Here is a 20,699-nt window from a genome sequence, read left to right on the forward strand (position 1 = left end):
ATGGCCGACAAGCCCACCCCCGCCGACAAGTTCACCTTCGGTCTCTGGACCGTCGGATACAACGGCACCGATCCGTTCGGCGGGCCGACCCGGCCCCCGCTCGACACCGTGCACGCGGTCGAGAGGCTCGCCGAGCTCGGCGCGTACGGCCTGACCTTCCACGACGACGACCTGTTCGCCTTCGGCTCGACCGAGGACGCCCGCCGCACCGAGATCGACCGCCTCAAGGCCGCGCTGGCTGCCACGGGCCTCAAGGTGCCGATGATCACCACGAACCTGTTCTCGGCACCCGTGTTCAAGGACGGCGGATTCACCTCCAACGACCGCCAGGTGCGCCGGTACGCGCTGCGCAAGGTGCTGCGCAACCTCGACCTCGCCGCGGAGCTCGGCGCCGAGACCTTCGTCATGTGGGGCGGCCGCGAGGGCGCCGAGTACGACGCGGCCAAGGACGTGCGGTCGGCCCTCTCGCGGTACAAGGAGGCCGTCGACCTGCTGTCGGAGTACGTGCTCGACAAGAAGTACGGCATCCGGTTCGCGATCGAGCCGAAGCCCAACGAGCCCCGGGGCGACATCCTGCTGCCGACCGTCGGGCACGCGCTCGCGTTCATCAACTCGCTCGAGCACCCCGAGCTCGTCGGCCTCAACCCCGAGGTCGGGCACGAGCAGATGGCGGGCCTGAACTTCCAGGCCGGCATCGCTCAGGCGCTGTACCACGGCAAGCTCTTCCACATCGACCTGAACGGGCAGCGCTCGATCAAGTACGACCAGGACCTGGTATTCGGCCACGGCGATCTGCACAACGCGTTCGCGCTGGTCGACCTGCTCGAGAACGGCGGGGTGCTCGGCGAGCGCGCCTACGACGGGCCCCGGCACTTCGACTACAAGCCGAGCCGCACCGAGGACGAGACCGGCGTCTGGGACTCGGCCGCCGCGAACATGCGCATCTACCTCCTGCTCAAGGAGCGAGCGGCGGCGTTCCGCGCCGACCCCGAGGTGCAGGCCGCGCTCGAGGCGGCGAAGGTCGCCGAGCTCGCCAGCCCGACGCTGAACGCGGGCGAGAGCTACGACGACCTGCTCGCGGACCGATCGGCGTGGGAGGACTTCCAGCCGGACGCGTACTTCGGCGCCAAGGGCTTCGGCTTCGTGCGCCTGCAGCAGCTCGCGACCGAGCACCTGCTCGGCGCGCGCTGACTCGCGGCCGCACTCTTCCTAGCGCCCAATTGGGGGCTGCGATTCGTTCGCGGCCCCCAATTGGGCACAATCATTGAGGGACGGTGGACGCATGACGTACGTGGCGGGAGTCGACTCGTCGACGCAGAGCTGCAAGGTCGTGGTGCGGGATGCCGCGACCGGCGCGATCGTGCGCACCGGTCGCGCGACGCATCCGGAGGGCACCGAGGTCGACCCGGCCGCCTGGTGGGACGCCCTGCGGGCGGCGATCGCCGACGCGGGCGGCCTCGACGACGTCGCGGCGATCTCGATCGGCGGGCAGCAGCACGGCATGGTGGTGCTGGATGCCGAGGGCCGCGTCATCCGGAACGCCCTGCTCTGGAACGACACCCGCTCCGCCCCCGCCGCGCGCGACCTGATCGCGGAGTTCGGCGCGGCCGAGCTCGCCCGGCGCACCGGGAGCGTGCCGGTCGCGTCGTTCACGGCGACCAAGCTGCGCTGGCTGCGGGATGCCGAGCCCGAGAACGCGGCGCGGGTCGCCGCGGTCGCACTCCCCCACGACTGGCTCACCTGGCGCCTGCTCGGGTACGGACCCGAAGGCGAGGCACCGCTCGGGCCGCGCCTCGACGCGCTCGTCACCGACCGCTCCGACGCGAGCGGCACGAGCTACTGGTCGCCGTCCGGTGACTACGACCGCGAACTGCTCATCGCGGCGCTCGGCCACGATGCGATCCTGCCGCGCGTGCTCGGGCCCGCGGAGCGGGCGGGCGAGACCGTCGCGACGGATGCCGCCCCGGCCGGGCTCGTCGTCGGCCCCGGTGCGGGCGACAACGCCGGCGCCGGGCTCGGGCTCGGCGCGAAGCCCGGCGACGTCGTCGTCTCGATCGGCACGAGCGGCACGGTCTTCGCGGTGACGACCGACCCGATCGCGGACGAGACCGGCGCCGCCGCCGGCTTCGCCGACGCGAGCGGCAACTTCCTGCCGCTCATCGCGACCCTCAACGCCGCTCGCGTGCTGGACGCCGCCGCGCGGCTGCTCGGCGTCGACCACGCCGGCCTCGGCGACCTCGCGCTCGCGGCCGAGCCGGGATCCGCCGGCCTCGTGGTCCAGCCGTGGTTCGAGGGCGAGCGCACTCCCAACCTGCCCGACGCGACTGCGACGCTGTTCGGCATGACTCTCGCGTCCACCACCCGCGAGAACCTGGCGCGCGCGGCGATCGAGGGGATGCTGTGCGGCCTCGCCGACGGCCTCGATGCCGTGCGCGCCCAGGGGGTCGTCGCCGAGCGGCTGCTGCTGATCGGGGGCGCCGCGCAGAACGCGGCGGTGGCCGCGATCGCCGCGCAGGTGTTCGACGCACCGATCGAGGTGCCGGAGCCGGGCGAGTACGTCGCGCTGGGGGCGGCGGTGCAGGCGGCGTGGGCGCTCACCGGAACGCGGCCCGAGTGGGACGTGCCGATCGCGGCGCGGCCCGCACCGGACACGCGGCCGGTGATCCGCGAGCAGTACGCCGCGCGCCGGCCCGCGTAGCCGAGCGTTCGAGCTCGGCGACTCAGCCGGGCGGGGCCGTCGAGTCGCGCACCACGAGCCGAGGGCGGACCGGGTCGGCGGGTGGCGGGGGTGCCGCGCGCAGCTGCGCCAGCAGCATCCCGACCGCCCGCTGCCCTGCGACGGCGAAGTCCTGCCGGATGGTCGTCAGGGGCGGCCGATAATGGGCCGAGTCCGGCACGTCGTCGAACCCGATCACGCTCACGTCCTGCGGCACGCGCCGGCCGGACTCGTGCAGGGCGTGCAGCAGCCCGAGCGCCGTCTGGTCGTTCGAGCAGAAGACGGCCGTCACGTCGGTCGTGCCGAGGACCTCGCACGCCGCCCGGTATCCCGAGTCGGCGGTCCATTCGCAGCGGATCACCGGCCGCGGGGCGAGGCCGTGGTCGGCGAGCTCCGCCAGATATCCGCGCATGCGGGCGTCCGCCTCGACCCACCCGACGGGTCCGGCCAGGTGCAGGATGCGGGTGTGCCCCAGCTCGATCAGGTGCCGGGTCGCGATGCGGGCCCCCTCGACCTGATCGAACGAGACGCTCAGGTCGTCGTGGCGGTCCGAGGCGACCATGACGAAGGGGATCGCGAGCGGGTGCGCCGTGAGCCGGTTGAAGACGCCGGCCTGCGGGCCGACGACGACGAGGGCCTCGACGGCCTGCGCGACCAGTCGATCGACGGCGTCGCGCACGGAGACGTCGTCGCTCAGGCAGGTCGCGATGGCGACCCGGTAGCCGGCGTCGCCCGCCGCGTCCTCGATCTCGTAGACCATCTTCTGCACGCCGTACGCCGCGGCGCGGGTCGCGACGAGCACGCCGATGACCTGGGATCGGCTCGTGACGAGGGCGCGCGCGGCCTGATTGGGGCGGTACCCGAGCTCGGTGATCGCGTCGAGCACGCGCTGCCGGGTCTGCGGCCGGATGCCGGCGGAGTGGTTGAGCACCCGGGAGACGGTCTGGTACGAGACGCCCGCGCAGCGCGCGACGTCGCGGATGTTCGGCGCCCGCGCGGGACCGATCGGTTGTCTGGTCACTCCCGTTCCCGGCCTCGTCGTCGGATGTGGTCGGTGACAGTCTGGCGGACGCCTCAGCCGCCGCGGCGGTGCAACCGGATCCGACGCGCGATCGTGACCGCGGCCGCGACGAGCGCCAGCGCCGCGGGCGCCACGAGATGCCAGCCGGCGAGCACGGCCAGACCGGCGGTGAGCACGACTCCGGCGCACGCCATCCACCAGCCCGGCGTCCACCGCGGCAGCAGCCGGACCGCGGCGACCATCCCCGCGAGGTACACCGCGACGAGCGAGCTCGTCTGCACGAGGACGAGCACCTGGAGATCGATGCGCAGGAGGAAGTACGCGGCCGTGTAGCCGAGGCACACCACGGCGACCAGGGCGACGCCCCGGCGCGGCACCGCGCCCGCCTCGGCACCGCGCGCGAACCAGCGCGGCAGGTGCCCGTCGCGGCCGAGCGACGCGGCGAGGTTGGCCATCGCCGGGACGTAGGCGTTGAGAACGCCGAGCACGACGATGACCGCGATCGCGGCGACGATCGCCGGCCCCACCCCCGGCAGGGTGCGGGCGGTCAGATCCAGCAGCGGCACGGTGCTCGGCGCCGAACGCGCCGGCATCACGACGACGGTGGCCACCTGGAGCGCGAGATAGCTCACCCCGACCACGGCGACCGCGATGGCGGTGGCGAGGGGGATGACGCGGTGCGGCCGCCGGAACTCCGCAGCGAGGTGCGTCACGGCCTCCCATCCCGCGAACGCCCACACGAACAGGCTGATCACGACGCCGACGCCCGCCCACCCGTGCGGCAGGAGGGGAGTGAACGGGTGCGGGCGCGCGTGCGGGAGGGCGCTCGCGACGACGAGCACGACGACCGCGAGCAGCAGCGCGGTCAGCACGAGCTGCACCCGACCGCTGAACCGGAGACCGAAGACCGCGAGCACGATCGGCACGAGCAGGAAGGGCAGCCCGATCAGCGGAACCCACGCCGGGTCGATGCCGGTCACCGCCGTCAGATACGACCCGCCGAGCACGGCCACGACCGGCGCCCCCATGCCCGCCCCGAACAGGAACCAGTAGCCGGCCGCGCGCGCCGCGGTCGGCCCGAGGGCGAGCCGCACGAAGGTCGCGACCCCGCCGGCATCCGGATGCCGCGCCGCGAGCGCCGCGAACGCCCCGGCGAGCGGGATCGAGAGCACGAGCACGACGCCGACCCCGATGACGGAGCCCGGGCCGGCGGCCGCGGCGGCGAACCCGGGCAGCAGCAGGATGCCGGTGCCGAGCACCGCGGCGACGTACAGGGCGGACGCGGTCGGGAGCCCGAGCCGACCGGTGCCGGGATGCGCGGGGCGGTCGGTCACCCGTCCACTGTGCCGGGCGCCACCGACGCGCTCAGAGGCGGTCGAGCGCGCCGAGCACGTCGGCGAGCAGGTCGTCCTGCCCCTCGATGCCGACGGAGAGCCGGACGACGGAGTCGGGAACCTCCAGCGGGGTGCCCTTCACCGACGCGTGGGTCATCTCGGCCGGGTAGCAGACGAGCGACTCGACGCCGCCGAGCGATTCCGCGAGCTGGAACAGCGTCATCGTCTCGGCGAACCGGCGCGCGAGGGCCCCGTCGGCCAGCCGCACCGAGATCATCCCGCCGAAGTGGCGCATCTGCCGCGCCGCGAGCTCGTGGCCCGGGTGATCGGGCAGGCCCGGGTAGTAGACCTGCTCGAGCCGGGGGTGCCCGACGAGGTGCTCGGCCAGGTGCGCGGCGTTGGCCGAGTGCCGGTCCATGCGCACCGCGAGGGTCTTGATGCCGCGGACGGTGAGCCAGGCATCCATCGGCCCGGAGACCGCGCCCGCGCCGAACTGGACGAACCCGACCCGGTCGGCGATGCCCAGGCCGTCGAGCTGCGCTCCGGCCTTGACGATCACGGCGCCGCCCAGCACGTCGCTGTGACCGCCGAGGTATTTGGTGGTCGAGTGCACGACGATGTCCGCGCCGAGGGCGAGCGGCTGCTGCAGGTACGGGGTCGCGAACGTGTTGTCGACCACGACGATCGCGCCGGCCGCATGCGCGATCTCGGCCACCGCGGCGACATCTGTGATCTTCATCAGCGGATTGGACGGCGTCTCGACCCACACGACCTTCGTGGCGCCCGGGCGCAGGCCCGCCCGCACCTCGTCGAGGTCGCTCATCTCGACCGTGGACAGCTCCACGCCCCACGGCACGTGCACCCGGTCGACGAGGCGGTGCGTGCCGCCGTAGACGTCGTTGCCCATGAGCACGTGCGCACCGGGCAGCAGGATCGCGCGCAGCAGCGCGTCCTCGGCGGCGAGCCCCGACGAGAAGCTGAACGCGCGCTCGCCGCCCTCGAGCGCGGCGAGCAGGGACTGCAGCGAATCGCGCGTGGGGTTGGTGCCGCGCGTGTACTCGTAGCCGTCGCGGAATCCGCCGACGCCGTCCTGCACGTAGGTCGTCGAGAAGTAGATGGGCGGGATCACCGCGCCGGTCCTCGGGTCGAACTCCTGCCCGGCGTGGATGGCGGTGGTCGCGAAGTCGGACTGCTGCTGCTCGGGCACGGAAGGGTCTCTCTGCTGAAGGGGCGGCGGCTCAGTCGCTCAGGAACGCGAGCAGGTCGTGCCGCGTGATGACCCCGGCGGGCTTGCCCTCGCTCGTCACGAGCAGCGCGTCCGCCCGGGTGAGGGCGGCACGGGCCGCCTCCACCGAGTCGTTCATCCCGATCAAACCGAGCGCGGGGTTGACGAATTCCGCGAGCGCGTCGGTGAGCTGCGCGCGCCCGTCGAACACGGCCTCCACGAGGGAGCGCTCGTCGATGGATCCGACGACCTCGCCCATGACGACGGGCGGCTCCGCGGCCAGCACGGGCATCTGCGAGATGTTGTAGCGGCGCATCTTGTCGATCACGTGGCGCACCGTGTCGCTCGGGTGCACGTGCACGAGGCCCTCGTACTGCGCCTCCTTCGTGCCGATGACATCGGCGACCGTGCGACCCTCCTCGGGCGGCAGGAACCCGTAGGAGCGCATCCAGTGATCGTTGAAGACCTTGCCGAGGTAGCCGCGGCCGCCGTCCGGCAGCAGGATCACCATGACGTCGTCGGGCCCCAGGGCGCGGGCCGCCTTGAGTCCGGCCGACACGGCGAGTCCGCTCGAGCCGCCGACCAGCAGGCCCTCCTCGCGCGCGAGCCGGCGGGTCATGTCGAACGACTCCTGGTCGGAGCTCGCGATGATCTCGTCGACGACTCCAGGGTCGTAGGCCGCGGGCCAGAAGTCCTCGCCGACCCCCTCGACGAGATAGGGACGCCCGGTGCCGCCGGAATAGACGCTGCCCTCGGGGTCGGCCCCGATGATCCGGATCGCGGGGTTGCGCTCCTTGAGGAAGCGGCCGACCCCCGAGATCGTGCCGCCGGTGCCGACGCCGGCGACGAAGTGGGTGACGGTGCCGTCGGTGTCGCGCCAGATCTCCGGCGCAGTGGTCTCGTAGTGGCTGAGCGGCCCGTTCGGGTTGGAGTACTGGTCCGGCTTGAACGCACCGGGGATCTCGCGAACCAGCCGGTCGCTCACCGAGTAGTAGGAGTCGGGGCTGGAGGGCGCGACCGAGGTCGGGCAGACGACGATCTCGGCGCCGTAGGCGGTGAGCACGTTGCGCTTGTCCTCGCCGACCTTGTCGGGCAGCACGAAGATGCAGCGGTAGCCGCGCTGCTGCGCGACCAGCGCGAGGCCGATGCCGGTGTTGCCGGAGGTGGGCTCGACGATCGTGCCGCCGGGCCCGAGCAGACCCTTGGCCTCCGCGTCGTCGATGATGCGCGTCGCGATGCGGTCCTTGGACGAGCCGCCGGGGTTCAGGTACTCCACCTTCGCGAGCACGGTCGCCCGGATGCCCTCGGTCACCGAGTTGAGGCGCACGAGCGGCGTGTTGCCGACGAGGTCGAGCACGGTCTGGGCGTAATCCACCCGTCGAGCCTAATGACGGGGCGCTGAACGTTACGGGGGATCAGGCCCCTGCGGCGTCGCGGATCGGCACGGGGTCGGATGCGGTGAGCTGCTCCGCGAACAGGCGCGCATAGACGCCGTCGGCCGCGAGGAGCTCGCGGTGGGTGCCGCGTTCGACGATGCGGCCCCGGTCGACCACGAAGATGATGTCGGCGCCGACCACCGTCGAGAGCCGGTGGGCGATCGCGATCGTCGTGCGGCCGCGAGCCGCGGAGTCGAGCGCCGTCTGCACGATGCGCTCCGAGACCGTGTCGAGCGCGCTCGTCGCCTCGTCGAGGATCAGCACGGCCGGATCCTTGAGGAGCACGCGGGCGATCGCGACGCGCTGCTTCTCGCCGCCGGAGAGCCGGTAGCCGCGCTCGCCCACGACGGTGTCGTACCCGTCGGGGAACGAGACGATCGTGTCGTGGATGTTGGCGGCGCGCGCCGCGGCCTCCAGCTCCTCCTGGGTGGCGCCGGGCTTCGCGTACCGCAGGTTCTCGGCGATCGTCGCGTGGAACAGGTACGTCTCCTGGCTCACGATGCCCACCGACGAGATGAGCGACGCGTGCCGCAGCTCGCGCACGTCGTCGCCCGCGAACAGCACCCGGCCCTCCGACACGTCGTAGAGCCGCGGCGCCAGGTAGGACACGGTGGTCTTGCCCGCGCCGGACGGCCCGACGAACGCCGCGTACTGGCCCGGCTCGATGTGGAACGACACCCCGCGCAACGTCGCCGGACCGTCGACGGCGGCATCCGGATAGCGGAACACGACGTCCTGGAACTCGACGTTGCCCAGGCGGCCGGTCGCGACCTCACGTGCGCCCGGGGCATCCCGGATCGCCGGCACCAGGTCGAGGTACTCGAAGATGCGCGCGAACAGGGCCTGCGAGGTCTGCAGGTCCAGCGCCACCCGCAGCAGCCCCATGAGCGGGAACATGAGCCGCGCCTGGACGGTGGTGAAGGCGACGATCGTGCCCGCCGTGACCGGGACGTGCTGGAAGATCAGCCACGCCGCCACCAGGTAGATGACCGCCGGGATCACCGAGAGGAAGACGCTCACGAGCGCGAAGAACCACTGGCCGCTCATCGTCTGGCGCACCTGCAGCCGGATCTGATTGTCGTTCTCGTCGCTGTAGCGGCCGATCTCCGTCGGCTGCTGGTTGAAGCTCTTGGCGAGCAGGATGCCGGAGACGCTCAGCGTCTCCTGCGTGATCGCGGTCATCTGCGACAGCGACTCCTGGGTCTGCGTGGCGATGCGCGCGCGGATCTGCCCCACCCGGCGCTGCGCGATCACGAGGATCGGCAGCAGCACGACCGCGACGACGGTCATCTGCCAGCTGAGCACGAGCATGGCCACGAGCGCGGCGATCACCGTGACCGTATTGCCGATGACGCTCTGCACCGTGTTGCTGAGCACGCCCGCGACGCCGCCCACGTCGTTGGCGAGGCGGGACTGGATGACGCCCGTCTTCGTGCGGGTGAAGAAGCCCAGCTCCATCGCCTGCAGGTGCGAGAACAGCCGCACCCGCAAGGCGCCCATGACGCTGTTGCCGACCCGCGCCGTCAGGTAGGTCTGCCAGACGCCGAGCGCCGAGGAGGCGAGCCAGAGCAGGATCATCGCAGCGACGAGTGCGAGCAGCACCGGCACATCCGGTGCCCGGTCCCCGCCGTCGGGGAACAGCCCGAGGTCGAACGCCCGCTGCGTCAGCAGCGGCGGCGCGACGCTGAGGGCCGCCCCCACCAGCACGAGCACGACCATCGTCACGAGCCGCGCGCGGTACGGGCGGAACAGCTCCGCGATGCGCCGGAACAGGTGCGGGATCCGCGGGGCCCGGGCGTTCTCGGCCCGCTGCGACGCGGCATCCATACGCCCGAGAGCCCCGATGCGACCTCTGACGCCGCCGCCGCCTCGCATGCTCACCCGCTGAGAGTACGTCGGGCGATCATCCCCAGGCCCGGCGTTCGCCGAGGGCGTTCCCGACCCCGGCTATTAGAATCTCGAACCACCCGGGACGGACGCGCTGGGAACGGTCCGCCCCCCTGCAGCACTCGCCTGTTCAGGAGTCGTCGTGCCCCCGTTCCCAGACCCGAAGGCCATCGAGGCCGATGTGTCCGCGGAGCTCGACCGCGGCGATCCCCGGGCCGCTCTCGCGCTCCTGCGCCCCGTCGCGTTCGGGCTCGCGGCCGAGTCGGGCGGCGGCTTCCGTGCGCTCGTCGGGCGGCTGCCGGCCGAGGTCTGGGAGCACGACCCGCTCATCGCGGCCGCGCTCGGCCACAGCTACCGCTCCTCCGACGCTCCCCGCGGCGCCGCCGGGCTCGCGTACTTCGCCGCGGCCGAAGACGCGGCGGCGGCCGACCCGGCCACCCCGGCGCAGACCGTCGCCGCGGTGCTCGTGAGCCACGCCGGCGGACTGCGTGCCGCCGGTCGCCTCGGTCAGGCCCGGGCGAAGCTCCAGCAGGCGCAGGCGATCATCGACGCCGGCCTCGACGGCCCCGTGCCGGGCGCCATGGAGATCCGGGTGCGGCACGCGCTCGAGAGCGGCGTGCTCGACCTGCACGGCGGCCGGTACGCGAGCGCGCGCGGGCACCTGCTGACCGCGCACGGGCTCGCGACCTATCTCGGGCGCGCCGAATCCGTGGAGTGCGTCGGTGCCCTCGCGCTCCTCGACTTCGTGCTCGGCGACATCGTCGCCGCCGAACGCTCCGCGCGCGAGAGCCGGGAGCTCGCCGCGGGCTCGACACTCGGGCGCAGCGGCTACGCGGTGCCCGCGATGGCGACCCTGCTGCTCGTCGACCTCGACCGCGGACTCGACGGCGCCGCCGAGGACGAGGCCGCGCTGGCGGAGGCGGCCGCGCACACCGAGTGGGAGCCGTACGCGGCGCTCGTCGCCGGCACCCGGCAGGCGATGCTCGGCCGTGCCGCCGAGGCGCTCGCCCTCCTCGCCGACGCGCGCCGCGGGTTCCTCGAGTGGGAGGTCGCCGGCTTCGGGCGCGACGTCGCGGAGCTCGTGCGGGCGTCCCAGCTCGCGAGGGTCGGCCGCGGCGACGAGGCCTGGGAGATCCTGTCGCGCCTGCGTCCGGGCGAACTGCACGTCATGTGCCCGGGAGTGCACCTCGCGTCGCACCTGCTCGCCGGGGGCGATCTGCACGGAGCGGGCCGCGCGCTCGCGGCCTGCGAGGCGCTCGGCGAGGCGCACGCCGTGCGCGGACTGCTGGAGGCCCGGCTGCTCCGCGGCGCGGTGGCCGCCGGACTCGGCGACCACGCGACGGCCGACCTCAACGTCGATCTCGCATTCATCGGGATGGCGCGCACCGGCTCGCGGGCGCCGCTGCGGATGGTGCCCGCCGGCGTTCTCGTCTCCCTCGCCGAGCGGGCGCTCCAGCGCGAGCACTCGGAGGAGGTGCACCGGCTCATCGAGCAGACGCGCCGGGCGACGGACGGGGCGCCGTCGGCGATCGAGCCGCTCAGCGTCCGGGAGCGGCTCGTCCTCGCCGAGGCGCAACGCGGCGCGACCGTCTCCGCGATCGCCGCGGCCATGTACATCTCGCCGAACACCGTCAAGACCCACCTGCGGCGGGTGTACCGCAAGCTCGGCGTCACGACCCGGGAGGAGGCCATCCGGCGCGCACGCACCCTCGGCCTTCACGAGATCACCCGCGATTCACCCGTCCCCCGAAATGACGACACGCGGGGTACATGATTAGATTCCTCTCGTTGCATCCGTGAGGCCGTCCCTGATCCCGGCCCTCGAGTACGACACCGGGCGGGATCACACGGCTGGTTACCGCGGATCCCGCCCAGCTCTGTGCTTTTTGGCGCGCCGCCGCTTCTGCGGCGCGCGTCGCTCCGCGACCTCGGTGAGCGCGGTCGCCGAGGTCGCTATGGTGCGGACCGCGGGGCGGGCGCCGGGTCGAGGGGGTCGAGTAGCGCGGGACGCGCGTATCAAGACCCCTCGACGGCCGGATTCGCGGGGCGAGTAGCGCGGAACGCGCGTATCGAGACCTCCCCGCGCCGGACTGCCCCGACATGCGGAAGGCGCCGGCTCCCCGGAGGGAGTCGGCGCCTTCATGGTGCGGGTCGCGCTACTTGAGCGTGACGGTCGCGCCGGCCTCCTCGAGGACGGCCTTCGCCTTGTCCGCGGTCTCCTTGTTGGCGCCCTCGAGCACCGTCGACGGCGCGCCGTCGACGAGCGCCTTCGCCTCGCCGAGGCCGAGGCTCGTGAGGGTGCGCACCTCCTTGATGACCTGGATCTTCTTGTCGCCGGCGCTCTCGATGACGACGTCGAAGGAGTCCTTCTCCTCGACCTCCTCCGCGGCGCCACCGGCGCCACCGGCGGCCGGGGCCGCGGCGACCGCGACCGGGGCGGCGGCGGTGACCTCGAAGGTCTCCTCGAACTTCTTGACGAAGTCGCTGAGCTCGATGAGCGAGAGCTCCTTGAACGCGTCGAGCAGCTCGTCGGTGCTGAGCTTGGCCATGTCTGTCTCCTAGTTTCTCTGTGTCTACGCCGCGGCGATCAGGCCGCGGACTCCTGCTTGGCCCGCAGCGCGTCGACCGTGCGAACGGCCTGCGCGAGGGGGGCATTGAACATGTACGCGGCCTGGAACAGCGAGGCCTTCATCGCGCCGGCCAGCTTGGCCAGCAGCACCTCGCGGCTCTCCAGGTCGGCGAGCTTCTCCACCTCGGACGCGGTGAGCGGGGCGCCGTCGAAATAGCCGCCCTTCACCACGAGGAGGGGGTTCGCCTTGGCGAAGTCACGCAGCGCCTTCGCGACCGTGACGGTGTCACCGTGCACGAACGCGATGGCCGACGGGCCGGCGAGCTGGTCGTCGAAGACGGAGATGCCCGCCTCGTTGGCCGCGCGCTTGGTCAGCGTGTTCTTCACCACGGCGTAGCTCGCGTCCTCACGGAGAGTGCCGCGCAGCTCCTTGAGCTGCGCCACCGTGAGTCCGCGGTACTCGGTGAGCACGACCGCGTTCGAGTCGCGGAACTTGCCCGCGAGCTCGGCGACGGTGGCTTCCTTGGTCGCCATGGGACTCCTCTATCGTTGCTTGCGCCGACCGGAGTCCAACAAAAAAGCCCCGGCGCGCACGCGCACGAGGCTGATTCCCGAATGGGATGTCACTTCACGCACCTGCGCGGGCTCTCCTGAGAGACTTCGTCCGTCTCGCCCGTACGGGCACGACGGAGACCAGCGGTCTTCGGCCTCGACCACAGTAGACGAAGATCGCGCCGCCCGCAAAGCTCAGGCGGCCGGATGCCCGTCGTCCGGTGCCTTCGGCGGTCGCGGCTTGCGCACCGGCGGCTTCGATGCCGGGGGCTTGGAAGCGGGGGGCTTGGACACCGCGGGCTTCGTCGCCGCGGGCTTCGTGCCGCCGGGCTTCGACGCCGCCGGCTTCTGCGACACCGGAGTCCGCCCCGCTCCCGCCGCCTTCTTCGCCGGAGGTTTCGGCGCGGCCTGCGCCTCGACGGGTTCCGGTTCAGCGGGCTCGGGTGTCATCGCCGGCAGGTCCTCGGCCTGCGGAACGACCCCGGCCTCCGGAACGGCCTGCGGTCGGGCCGCTCTCCTGAGCCTGTCGGGCAGCACGAGCGCCACGACGATGACGATCACCAGCACCACCAGCAGTCCGACCGCGAGCCCGATCCCGGTGTTGGGATCGCCTCCCGGGGCCGGCGGCGCGCCCGGCTTCGCGAGCTTCAGGTCGGCCACCTGCGTCGGAGCCGTCACGCCGGAACGCCCCGCGACGAGCGGGTCGGCGGTCTTCCCCGCCACGGCGAACCATGCCGCAGCGGCCGAATCGTGCACGAGCGCGGCGTTCGCCGGCACCTTCGCGAGCGCGTCCGCGAGCGCGGACGACGCCGTGAACTGCGCCAGGTCGGGGCCGTCGGTCTTGGGGTTGATCCACACGGCGGCCACGCCGACCGGCTTCGCCGAGATCGTGATCGCCACGATCCAGTAGTTGGTGAGCTGGATCGGGTGCGTGCTCGCGGGGTGCGCGTAGCGATCAGCGGTCCACTCCCACACGCGGGTGATGTCGCCCGTCTTCGTCGTGGAGTCGAAGTCGACTCCGGCGCCCTTCGTACCGGGACCGTAGAGCTGCTGCAACCGCGCCTGCAGCGAGCCGTCGGCGACGTAGTCGCTCACGACGACCGGCACGGAGCCGAGGCTCGCCCGGGCGGGAGCCGCCGGTCCGGCGAGCAGGAGCGCGACGGCGACCGGCGCGGCGAGCGCGAGCAGTGCCGGGCCGGCGAGCAGGCGGGCGAATCGTGACGCGGGCATCGGGTGCGCCTTCGGGTGGGGGAACCGGAGCACGGCCCATCCTGTCACTGCCGCCGCAGCGGCAGGCGCACCGCGAACCGGGTGTCGCCCGGACGGCTCACGGCCTGCACCGTGCCGCCGTGACCGTCGACGACCGCCGCGACGATCGCGAGCCCGAGTCCCGTGCTCCCGGCCGAGCGCGATCGGGAGCCATCCCCGCGGGCGAAGCGCTCGAACAGCACGGGCTGGAGACCCTCCGGGATGCCGGGGCCGTCATCCGCCACGCTCAGCACGGCCTCGTCGCCCTCCACGGTCAGCCCGATCTCGACGACCGTTCCGGCGGGGGTGTGCGTTCGCGCGTTGGCGAGCAGATTCGCGACCACCTGATGGAGCCGACCCGCGTCGCCGCGCACGACGACCGGCTCGGCCGGCGGATCGAGCAGCCGCCACTCGTGGTCGCCGCCGGCGACGTGCGCGTCGCTCACGGCGTCGACCACGATCGGCACGAGGTCGACGTCGCCGAGCACGAGTTCGCGTCCGGCGTCGAGGCGCGCAAGCAGCAGCAGGTCCTCGACGAGCGCGGTCATCCGGATCGACTCCGACTCGATCCGGCCGATCGAGCGCACGACGTCGTCCGGCAGCTCGTGGCCGCCGCGGCGGGTCAGCTCGGAGTAGCCGCGGATCGACGCGAGCGGCGTGCGCAGCTCGTGGCTCGCGTCGGCGACGAACTGCCGCACCCTGTTCTCGCTCTGCTCGCGCGACACGAGCGCGTCCTCCACGTGTCCCAGCATCCGGTTGAAGGCCGAGCCGACCCGACCCACCTCGGTCCGCGGATCGGTGTCGCGATCGGGCACGCGGTCGGCGAGCGCCACCTCGCCCTTGTCGAGGGGGAGCTCCGCGACGCGCGTCGCGGTCTCGGCGACGCGTGCCAGCGGTCGCAACGCGGTACGGACGATGATCGCGGTCGCGGCCCCCGCCGCGAGCAGCGCGAGCACCGTCACGAGCAGGAAGATGAGCACGAGGTTCGCGGTCGTCGTGTCGACCTCGGACTGGCTCTGCCCGACGAGCAGCGTGCCGCGGAAGGGCTGCTGCGAGATCGTGCCGGCCACGGCGGTGTGAGCGACGCGGAAGGATCCCAGCGACCCGCCGAGATCGACCGTGACCGGGACGTCATCCGGCCCGGTGAGTGCGTCGAGCACCTTCTCCTGCGCGTCGCTGAGGGTGCTGAAGTCGCCGTTCTCGTCGGTGTACCTCGCGGTGATGACACCCTGCCCGTCCGCGACGAGGTAGTAGATGCTCCCGACCCGGCGACCGAGCCCCTCGCCGGCCCCCGAGGCGCCGATCGGACCGTTGGACGCGGCCCGCAACGAGATGCCCACCTGCTGGTCCAGACGCGTCAGCAGGTTCTGGTGCAGCGCGAGCACGCTCCCGACTCCCACCGCGGCGCTCACGAGGAGCAGCAGGCCCAGGATGCCCACCACGAGCCGTCGCTGCAGCGACCAGGGCGCGAGGCGGCGTACGGTCATCCTCCGAGTCTGCCGCCCCGGCTATGCAGACCCTGTGAGGCGGGCAAGACCGGGCTCAGACCTCCTGGCTGGGCGAGCGCCAGCTGAACTCCGGCTCGTACCCCAGCAGCCGCCGCGCCTTGTCGATCGAGAGCATCGTCTCGTGCTCGCCGAGCTCCTTGGTGACGGGCACGTCGGGGAACACCTCCGCCGCGAGGCTCGCGCTCGACCGGCTCATGACCGTGTCCGCGTTCGCGATGATGAACGTCTCGTAGCCCGGGGTGCGCACGTCGAGCGCCTTGCGGATCGCCTGGCCGGCATCCCGCGCGTCGATGTAGCCCCAGAGATTCCACTTGCGCTTCATCGCGTCGTCGTCGAACGACGGGAACGCCGCGTAGTCCTCCGGCAGCATGACGTTGGAGAACCGCATGCCGGTGACGCTGAGCTCCGGATCCCACCGGCAGAGCTCGATCGCCATCTTCTCCTCGAGGTGCTTGACCAGCGAGTACGTCGAGTTCGGCTGGGCGGGGTACTCCTCGTCCACCGGGATGTACGGCGGCGGCACGTCGAACGGCAGGCCGAGCACGGTCTCGCTCGAGGCGTGCACGATGCGCTTGATGCCGGCCTTGCGGGCGCCCTCGAAGACGTTGAAGCCGCTCAGGATGTTGTTGTGGAAGATCGCGGTGTTCGATCGCTGGCCGGGAGCCGGGATCGCGGCGAGGTGCACGACGGCGTCGAGCGACTCGTAGCGGTCGTCGACGCCCGAGAGCGCGTCGGCCACCTCGCCCGCGTTCGTCAGGTCGATCCGGATCACGTCGCCGGGGCCGCCGCCGGGCGGGGGCGCCTGGTCGAGGTTGAACACCTCGTTCCCCGCCTCCCGCAACACGCGCACGACCGTGCGTCCGAGCTTGCCGCTACCTCCGGTGACTGCGATCCGCATGGGGTCAGTCTGACAACCGAAAGGGCTTTCGGCGAATCGGTCGGGAGCCGCTAGGAATTCGCGGGCTTGATGAGGTAACCGACGCCGCGGACGGTGTGGATCATCGGCTGCCCGATCGAGTCGATCTTCTTGCGCAGGTAGGAGATGTAGATCTCGACGATGCTCGACCGACCGCCGAAGTCGTAGCTCCAGACCCGGTCGAGGATCTGCGCCTTGCTGAGGACACGGCGGGGATTGCGCATGAGGTAGCGCAGCAGCTCGAACTCGGTGGCCGTGAGCTCGATCGGGGTGTCGCCGCGCGAGACCTCGTAGCTCTCCTCGTTGAGGAGCAGGTCGCCGACGCGCAGCTCCGGGTCGACGGCGTCCGAGACGATGCGCGAGCTGCGCCGGATGAGCCCGCGCAGCCGCGCCACGACCTCCTCGAGGCTGAAGGGCTTCGTGACGTAGTCGTCTCCGCCGGCGGTGAGGCCGGCGATCCGGTCGTCGAGGGAGTCCTTCGCGGTCAGGAACAGCACCGGCACGTCGCCCTCGGACCGCAGCCGGTGCAGCACCTCCATGCCGTCCAGGTCGGGCATCATGACGTCGAGCACGACGACGTCCGGCTTGAACTGCCGTGCGATCGTGAGCGCCTGCTGGCCGCCGGTCGCCGTCTTGACGTCCCATCCCTCGTAGCGCAGCGCCATCTGCAGCAGGTCGCCGAGCGAGACCTCGTCGTCCACGACGAGGGCGCGCACCGGTGAGCCGTCGGCGCGGGTGAGGCGGGCGGGGGGCGCGGCCTGAGGGGATGTCACCCCCCTATCTCCTCTCCTGCTCCTATGAGCGCACTGAGAGTCCCCTTCGCGCACGCCGGGTGGCGGTGCGCGCGGACGACGGTCGTGAGGGTGAGACTGTGGGTATGTCGCTGCAGCAGCCCACGCTCTCGCTGTGGGACGAGCCGCCGCGGCACCACTCCGAGCGCGTCGTCGCCGACGCGAGGAATCGCGTCGCATGGCTCAAGGCGCGGGCGCACGGGGTGACGGCGACCGATGTCGCCCGGCTCACGGGCGACCACGCGGTGCGCGTTCTCGCGATCGAGAAGCTGCTGGGCACCGGCTTCTCGGGCAACGCGTACACGGCGCACGGACGACTGCGCGAGCCCGAGATCGGACACTGGGCGCGCCGGGTGTACGGCATGCAGCCCTCCACCGCGCTGTTCCACGCCGACGGGCAGCCGCTGCACCTCGCCACGCCCGACGGCCTGCGCGAGCAGGGCTCCCGGCTCGAGCTGTGCGAGATCAAGACCACGAACTCAGCGTGGCGCCGGATCCCCCGGCACTATCTGCGGCAGGTGTGGTGGCAGCAGTACGTGCTCGGTGCCGAACGCACGCTCGTCGTCTGGGAGCAGCACGACGCGTTCGTGCCGGTCGGCGCCGAGCCCGAGGTGCGGTGGGTCGATCGGGATGAGGACGAGATCCACCGGCTGGTCGTGCTGGCCGACCGACTGCTCGACGCGATGCAGCGTCGACGCTGAGCCCGCGCGCAGCCCGCCGACCGCGAGCGCGGCGCCGAACACGACCACCCATCCGAGCCCGATCGTCGTCGCCACGAGCTCGAGCCGACTGCCGAACCAGGAGTAGAAGTCGAACAGCGACATGAGCCCGCCGACCGCCGAGATGAGCCCGACGCCGATCGCGCAGATCAGCGAGAGGCGGCGGAGCGCCCGGTGGCCGTCGGCGAAGGCGCACTGCAGGATCGCGACGGCCGCGGCCGCGAACGCGAGCACCGCGACGCTCGTGTGCACGAAGTCCTGCCAGGTGAAGAACGGCCCGGGCACCGGCACCGGGCATCCGGCCGAGCAGGTCACCTGCGAGTCGATCAGGAAGAACCCGCACGCGATCCAGAGCGAGATGGCCGGCGCCCAGCGTCCGATGAGGCGCGCACGCGACCGGATGCTGCGGCCGGCCCACGCGACGAGCGAGCCGCCCGCCACGATGAGCAGCAGGAAGACCTCGAACGGCCGCGCCGTCGGCATGCCCGTCGCCCCCAGCTCGCTGACGTAGAGGTCGCGCGGCATCTGCAGCCGGATCACCCAGAGCAGCACGAGGGCCGCGGCGACGATCGCCGTGCCGGCGCCCGCGACGATCCGCTCGCGAGTTCCGAGCGTCATCCGGCGCTCGCGGGCAGCGGCCAGCGCTGCCGGCGACGCGAGACCCAGACGACGGCCGCGCCGACACCGCCGATGATCGCGGCGATCATGACGATGTAGAAGGCGACCGTCACGTATCCCTCCGGCGCGAGGCCGGGATCGAGGAACGGGTACGGGTACCAGGTGCGCTGCTGCGCGACGTCGTTGTAGGCGAGCGGGCCGCGGATCATCGTGTACAGCGCCCACACGATCGGGAACGAGACGACCCAGCCGATCGTCTTCCATTCCAGCCGCGGCCGGCCGGGCGCCAGCAGCCAGTCGGCGACGACCAGCAGCGGGCCGACGACGTGCAGGATCTCGTTCGACCAGGGCACCACCTGCCCCTCGGACACGTTCACCCCGCGCAGCAGCATGTTGTAGACGATCCCGGTGGTCGCCATGTACGCGGTCACGCACGCCCGCAGGATGCCGAACCACCGCGGGTCGTCGAGCCGGCGCAACAGGATGACCGCCCCGATGGCGAAGACCACGACGGTGCCGACGTTCGAGTCGATCGTGAAGTACGAGAAGAAGTTGACGAAGAGGTTCTCGATGTGCCGGATGCCGAGCCGGGTCCAGACCTCGTGACTGCGCATCAGCTGCGCCACGATCGCCGCGATGATCGCGAGCGCGCCGGCCAGGCGGACGACGATGAAGAGCGCTCGCATGGCTCGCATGCTATCGGGCGGCGACGGGCCGCGCGTCAGGGTCGGAGCACCAGCTCCCGCACGAAGTCGTCCTCGTACCGGTCGCCGACCAGGAACCGCTTGCTTCCGACGAGCGCGAACCCGCTCTTCTCGTAGAAGCGGTTCGCGCGCGCGTTCTCCTGGTTGACGCCGAGCCAGACCGCGGCGGCGCCCCGCTCGCGTGCGGCGTCGAGGCTCGCGGCCATCAGCGCGGAGGCGACACCGGAGCCGTGCGCGTCGGCGAGCACGTAGACCTTGCTGAGCTCGATCGTGGGGCGCGTCGTGATCGCGGCCGCGACATCCGGATCGGTGGGCTCGCCGTCGATGAGCATGGTGTAGCCGACCGCCCGGCCGTCGAGCTCCGCGACGAACAGGTCCCGCGCGGCGTCGTCGAGGTAGCCCCGGAACGAGGCCTCGCTCAGGTTCCGGGCGATGAAGTCGGCCTTGGCCTCCTCGGTCGTATGCGGCGGGCACGCGAGAGGGAACGTCGCGGCGGCGACCGCCGCGAGGTCTGCCGCGTCGGCGGCGTAGGCGGTGCGGATGACCAGACTCACGCCCTCCACGCTAGCGGCCGGCGTGCCGCCGTCGCCGCGCGTCGACCCGGTCGGCGGAGCACCCTCACGCGGTCGAGCGCCCACGTTCGCATCACGCCGGCACGTGCACCCGCGCCGTGTGATGCGAACGTCGCGCGCGGCGTGACGGCGCCGGATACGACACGAGGGGCCCCGCCTCGGCGGAGCCCCTCGTGTCGTGTTGCTGCGGCGTCTACAGGGCCGCGACGTCGAGCGGGATGCCGGGTCCGAAGGTGGTCGAGAGCGACCCCTTCTGGATGTAGCGGCCCTTCGAGGCGCTCGGCTTGGCACGCTGGATCTCGTCCAGCGCCACCCGGAGGTTGTCGCCGAGCTGCTCGGCGGTGAACCCGGCCTTGCCGATGACGAAGTGCACGTTGGCGTGCTTGTCGACGCGGAACTCGATCTTGCCGCCCTTGATCTCCTCGACGGCCTTGGCCGCGTTCGGGGTCACCGTGCCGGTCTTCGGGTTGGGCATGAGCCCGCGCGGGCCGAGCACCTTGCCGAGACGCCCGACCTGGCCCATGAGCTCCGGGGTCGACACGGCCGCGTCGAAGGCGGTGTAGCCGCCGGCGACCTTCTCGATGAGCTCGGCGCCGCCGACCTCATCGGCGCCCGCGGCGATGGCCGCCTCGGCCGCCGGGCCGGTCGCGAACACGATGACGCGGGCGGTCTTGCCCGTGCCGTGCGGCAGGATGACGGTGCCGCGGACCATCTGGTCGGCCTTGCGCGGGTCGACGCCCAGCTTGAGCGCGACCTCGACGGTCGAGTCGAACTTCTTCGAGCCCGTCTCCTTGATGAGCGACACGGCCTCGGCGGGCTCGTAGTACTTGCCGGCCTCGATCTTCTCGGCGGCGGCGCGGTATGCCTTGCTCTTGACGCCCAT

Annotated in this window: 18 protein-coding genes and 1 pseudogene; 4 read left to right on the forward strand and 15 right to left on the reverse strand. The window is 72.1% G+C overall.

The window, feature by feature from the left end:
- Both xylA and xylB read left to right on the forward strand, forming a co-directional pair.
- Positions 1-1,191, forward strand: a complete 1,191-nt coding sequence (gene xylA / locus ABD285_RS00750) for a xylose isomerase (protein ID WP_284253356.1) — start codon at positions 1-3, stop codon at positions 1,189-1,191.
- 91 nt (positions 1,192-1,282) lie between these two features.
- Positions 1,283-2,698: a xylulokinase gene (gene xylB / locus ABD285_RS00755; RefSeq protein WP_344199451.1), complete on the forward strand. Its 1,416-nt coding sequence runs from the start codon at positions 1,283-1,285 to the stop codon at positions 2,696-2,698.
- Positions 2,699-2,720: 22 nt separating this feature from the next.
- Here xylB and ABD285_RS00760 read toward each other — a convergent pair whose 3' ends face one another.
- Genes ABD285_RS00760 through ABD285_RS00780 form a run of 5 tightly spaced genes read right to left on the reverse strand, consistent with a single transcriptional unit; the run spans position 2,721 to position 9,607 of the window.
- On the reverse strand, positions 2,721-3,737 hold the full coding sequence (locus ABD285_RS00760) for a LacI family DNA-binding transcriptional regulator (protein WP_284253357.1): 1,017 nt from the start codon (positions 3,735-3,737) through the stop codon (positions 2,721-2,723).
- Between the two features lie 53 nt (positions 3,738-3,790).
- The gene (locus ABD285_RS00765) at positions 3,791-5,071 is read right to left on the reverse strand and encodes an APC family permease (protein ID WP_344199454.1); all 1,281 of its coding nucleotides are present in this window, start codon (positions 5,069-5,071) and stop codon (positions 3,791-3,793) included.
- 31 nt (positions 5,072-5,102) lie between these two features.
- Complete coding sequence (locus ABD285_RS00770) at positions 5,103-6,278, reverse strand: cystathionine gamma-synthase (protein ID WP_284253359.1); 1,176 nt, start codon at positions 6,276-6,278, stop codon at positions 5,103-5,105.
- Positions 6,279-6,309: 31 nt separating this feature from the next.
- Positions 6,310-7,671, reverse strand: a complete 1,362-nt coding sequence (locus tag ABD285_RS00775) for a cystathionine beta-synthase (RefSeq protein WP_284253360.1) — start codon at positions 7,669-7,671, stop codon at positions 6,310-6,312.
- 40 nt (positions 7,672-7,711) lie between these two features.
- Complete coding sequence (locus ABD285_RS00780; RefSeq protein ID WP_284255615.1) at positions 7,712-9,607, reverse strand: ABC transporter ATP-binding protein; 1,896 nt, start codon at positions 9,605-9,607, stop codon at positions 7,712-7,714.
- 154 nt (positions 9,608-9,761) lie between these two features.
- Between ABD285_RS00780 and ABD285_RS00785 the strand changes: the two genes are divergently transcribed.
- Positions 9,762-11,393 (forward strand): helix-turn-helix transcriptional regulator, encoded by a 1,632-nt coding sequence (locus tag ABD285_RS00785; protein ID WP_284253361.1) that lies wholly within the window; start codon positions 9,762-9,764, stop codon positions 11,391-11,393.
- A gap of 382 nt (positions 11,394-11,775) precedes the next feature.
- Here the strand turns inward: ABD285_RS00785 and rplL are convergent, their stop codons facing one another.
- From rplL to ABD285_RS00815, 6 genes are all read right to left on the reverse strand, one after another.
- Complete coding sequence (rplL, locus tag ABD285_RS00790; protein WP_284253362.1) at positions 11,776-12,168, reverse strand: 50S ribosomal protein L7/L12; 393 nt, start codon at positions 12,166-12,168, stop codon at positions 11,776-11,778.
- Between the two features lie 38 nt (positions 12,169-12,206).
- The gene (rplJ, locus tag ABD285_RS00795; protein WP_344199458.1) at positions 12,207-12,722 is read right to left on the reverse strand and encodes a 50S ribosomal protein L10; all 516 of its coding nucleotides are present in this window, start codon (positions 12,720-12,722) and stop codon (positions 12,207-12,209) included.
- A 213-nt stretch (positions 12,723-12,935) separates the two neighbouring features.
- Positions 12,936-13,970, reverse strand: a complete 1,035-nt coding sequence (locus ABD285_RS00800) for a hypothetical protein (RefSeq protein ID WP_344199460.1) — start codon at positions 13,968-13,970, stop codon at positions 12,936-12,938.
- Positions 13,971-14,014: 44 nt separating this feature from the next.
- On the reverse strand, positions 14,015-15,475 hold the full coding sequence (locus tag ABD285_RS00805; RefSeq protein WP_344199462.1) for a sensor histidine kinase: 1,461 nt from the start codon (positions 15,473-15,475) through the stop codon (positions 14,015-14,017).
- 55 nt (positions 15,476-15,530) lie between these two features.
- A complete protein-coding gene (locus ABD285_RS00810) occupies positions 15,531-16,394 on the reverse strand; it encodes an NAD-dependent epimerase/dehydratase family protein (protein ID WP_284253366.1) in 864 nt (287 codons plus the stop codon).
- Positions 16,395-16,444: 50 nt separating this feature from the next.
- Positions 16,445-17,185: a response regulator transcription factor gene (locus ABD285_RS00815; RefSeq protein ID WP_344199464.1), complete on the reverse strand. Its 741-nt coding sequence runs from the start codon at positions 17,183-17,185 to the stop codon at positions 16,445-16,447.
- A gap of 104 nt (positions 17,186-17,289) precedes the next feature.
- Here ABD285_RS00815 and ABD285_RS00820 point away from each other — a divergent pair, with 104 nt between their 5' ends.
- Positions 17,290-17,904, forward strand: coding sequence for a YqaJ viral recombinase family protein (locus ABD285_RS00820; protein WP_284253367.1), 615 nt, complete (start codon positions 17,290-17,292; stop codon positions 17,902-17,904).
- Between the two features lie 90 nt (positions 17,905-17,994).
- Here ABD285_RS00820 and ABD285_RS00825 read toward each other — a convergent pair.
- From ABD285_RS00825 to rplA, 4 genes and pseudogenes are all read right to left on the reverse strand, one after another.
- A pseudogene (locus ABD285_RS00825) lies at positions 17,995-18,540 on the reverse strand (DUF998 domain-containing protein); the annotation flags it as partial.
- Positions 18,537-19,226 (reverse strand): Pr6Pr family membrane protein, encoded by a 690-nt coding sequence (locus ABD285_RS00830; protein WP_284253368.1) that lies wholly within the window; start codon positions 19,224-19,226, stop codon positions 18,537-18,539. The pseudogene ABD285_RS00825 and the gene ABD285_RS00830, both read right to left, overlap by 4 nt.
- Positions 19,227-19,261: 35 nt before the next feature.
- Positions 19,262-19,798, reverse strand: coding sequence for a GNAT family N-acetyltransferase (locus ABD285_RS00835; RefSeq protein WP_344199469.1), 537 nt, complete (start codon positions 19,796-19,798; stop codon positions 19,262-19,264).
- A 211-nt stretch (positions 19,799-20,009) separates the two neighbouring features.
- The gene (gene rplA, locus ABD285_RS00840) at positions 20,010-20,699 is read right to left on the reverse strand and encodes a 50S ribosomal protein L1 (RefSeq protein WP_284253369.1); all 690 of its coding nucleotides are present in this window, start codon (positions 20,697-20,699) and stop codon (positions 20,010-20,012) included.

Source organism: Pseudolysinimonas kribbensis (assembly GCF_039531715.1).
GTDB lineage: Bacteria > Actinomycetota > Actinomycetes > Actinomycetales > Microbacteriaceae > Pseudolysinimonas > Pseudolysinimonas kribbensis.

Excerpts from the sequence above, each read along its gene's own strand:
- xylB (WP_344199451.1), top strand. The coding sequence starts at position 1,283 with ATGACGTACGTGGCGGGAGTCGACTCGTCGACGCAGAGCTGCAAGGTC.
- ABD285_RS00810 (WP_284253366.1), bottom strand. The coding sequence starts at position 16,394 with ATGCGGATCGCAGTCACCGGAGGTAGCGGCAAGCTCGGACGCACGGTC.
- ABD285_RS00805 (WP_344199462.1), bottom strand. The coding sequence starts at position 15,475 with ATGACCGTACGCCGCCTCGCGCCCTGGTCGCTGCAGCGACGGCTCGTG.
- rplJ (WP_344199458.1), bottom strand. The coding sequence starts at position 12,722 with ATGGCGACCAAGGAAGCCACCGTCGCCGAGCTCGCGGGCAAGTTCCGC.
- xylA (WP_284253356.1), top strand. The coding sequence starts at position 1 with ATGGCCGACAAGCCCACCCCCGCCGACAAGTTCACCTTCGGTCTCTGG.
- rplL (WP_284253362.1), bottom strand. The coding sequence starts at position 12,168 with ATGGCCAAGCTCAGCACCGACGAGCTGCTCGACGCGTTCAAGGAGCTC.
- ABD285_RS00800 (WP_344199460.1), bottom strand. The coding sequence starts at position 13,970 with ATGCCCGCGTCACGATTCGCCCGCCTGCTCGCCGGCCCGGCACTGCTC.
- ABD285_RS00820 (WP_284253367.1), top strand. The coding sequence starts at position 17,290 with ATGTCGCTGCAGCAGCCCACGCTCTCGCTGTGGGACGAGCCGCCGCGG.
- rplA (WP_284253369.1), bottom strand. The coding sequence starts at position 20,699 with ATGGGCGTCAAGAGCAAGGCATACCGCGCCGCCGCCGAGAAGATCGAG.
- ABD285_RS00830 (WP_284253368.1), bottom strand. The coding sequence starts at position 19,226 with ATGCGAGCGCTCTTCATCGTCGTCCGCCTGGCCGGCGCGCTCGCGATC.
- ABD285_RS00780 (WP_284255615.1), bottom strand. The coding sequence starts at position 9,607 with ATGCGAGGCGGCGGCGGCGTCAGAGGTCGCATCGGGGCTCTCGGGCGT.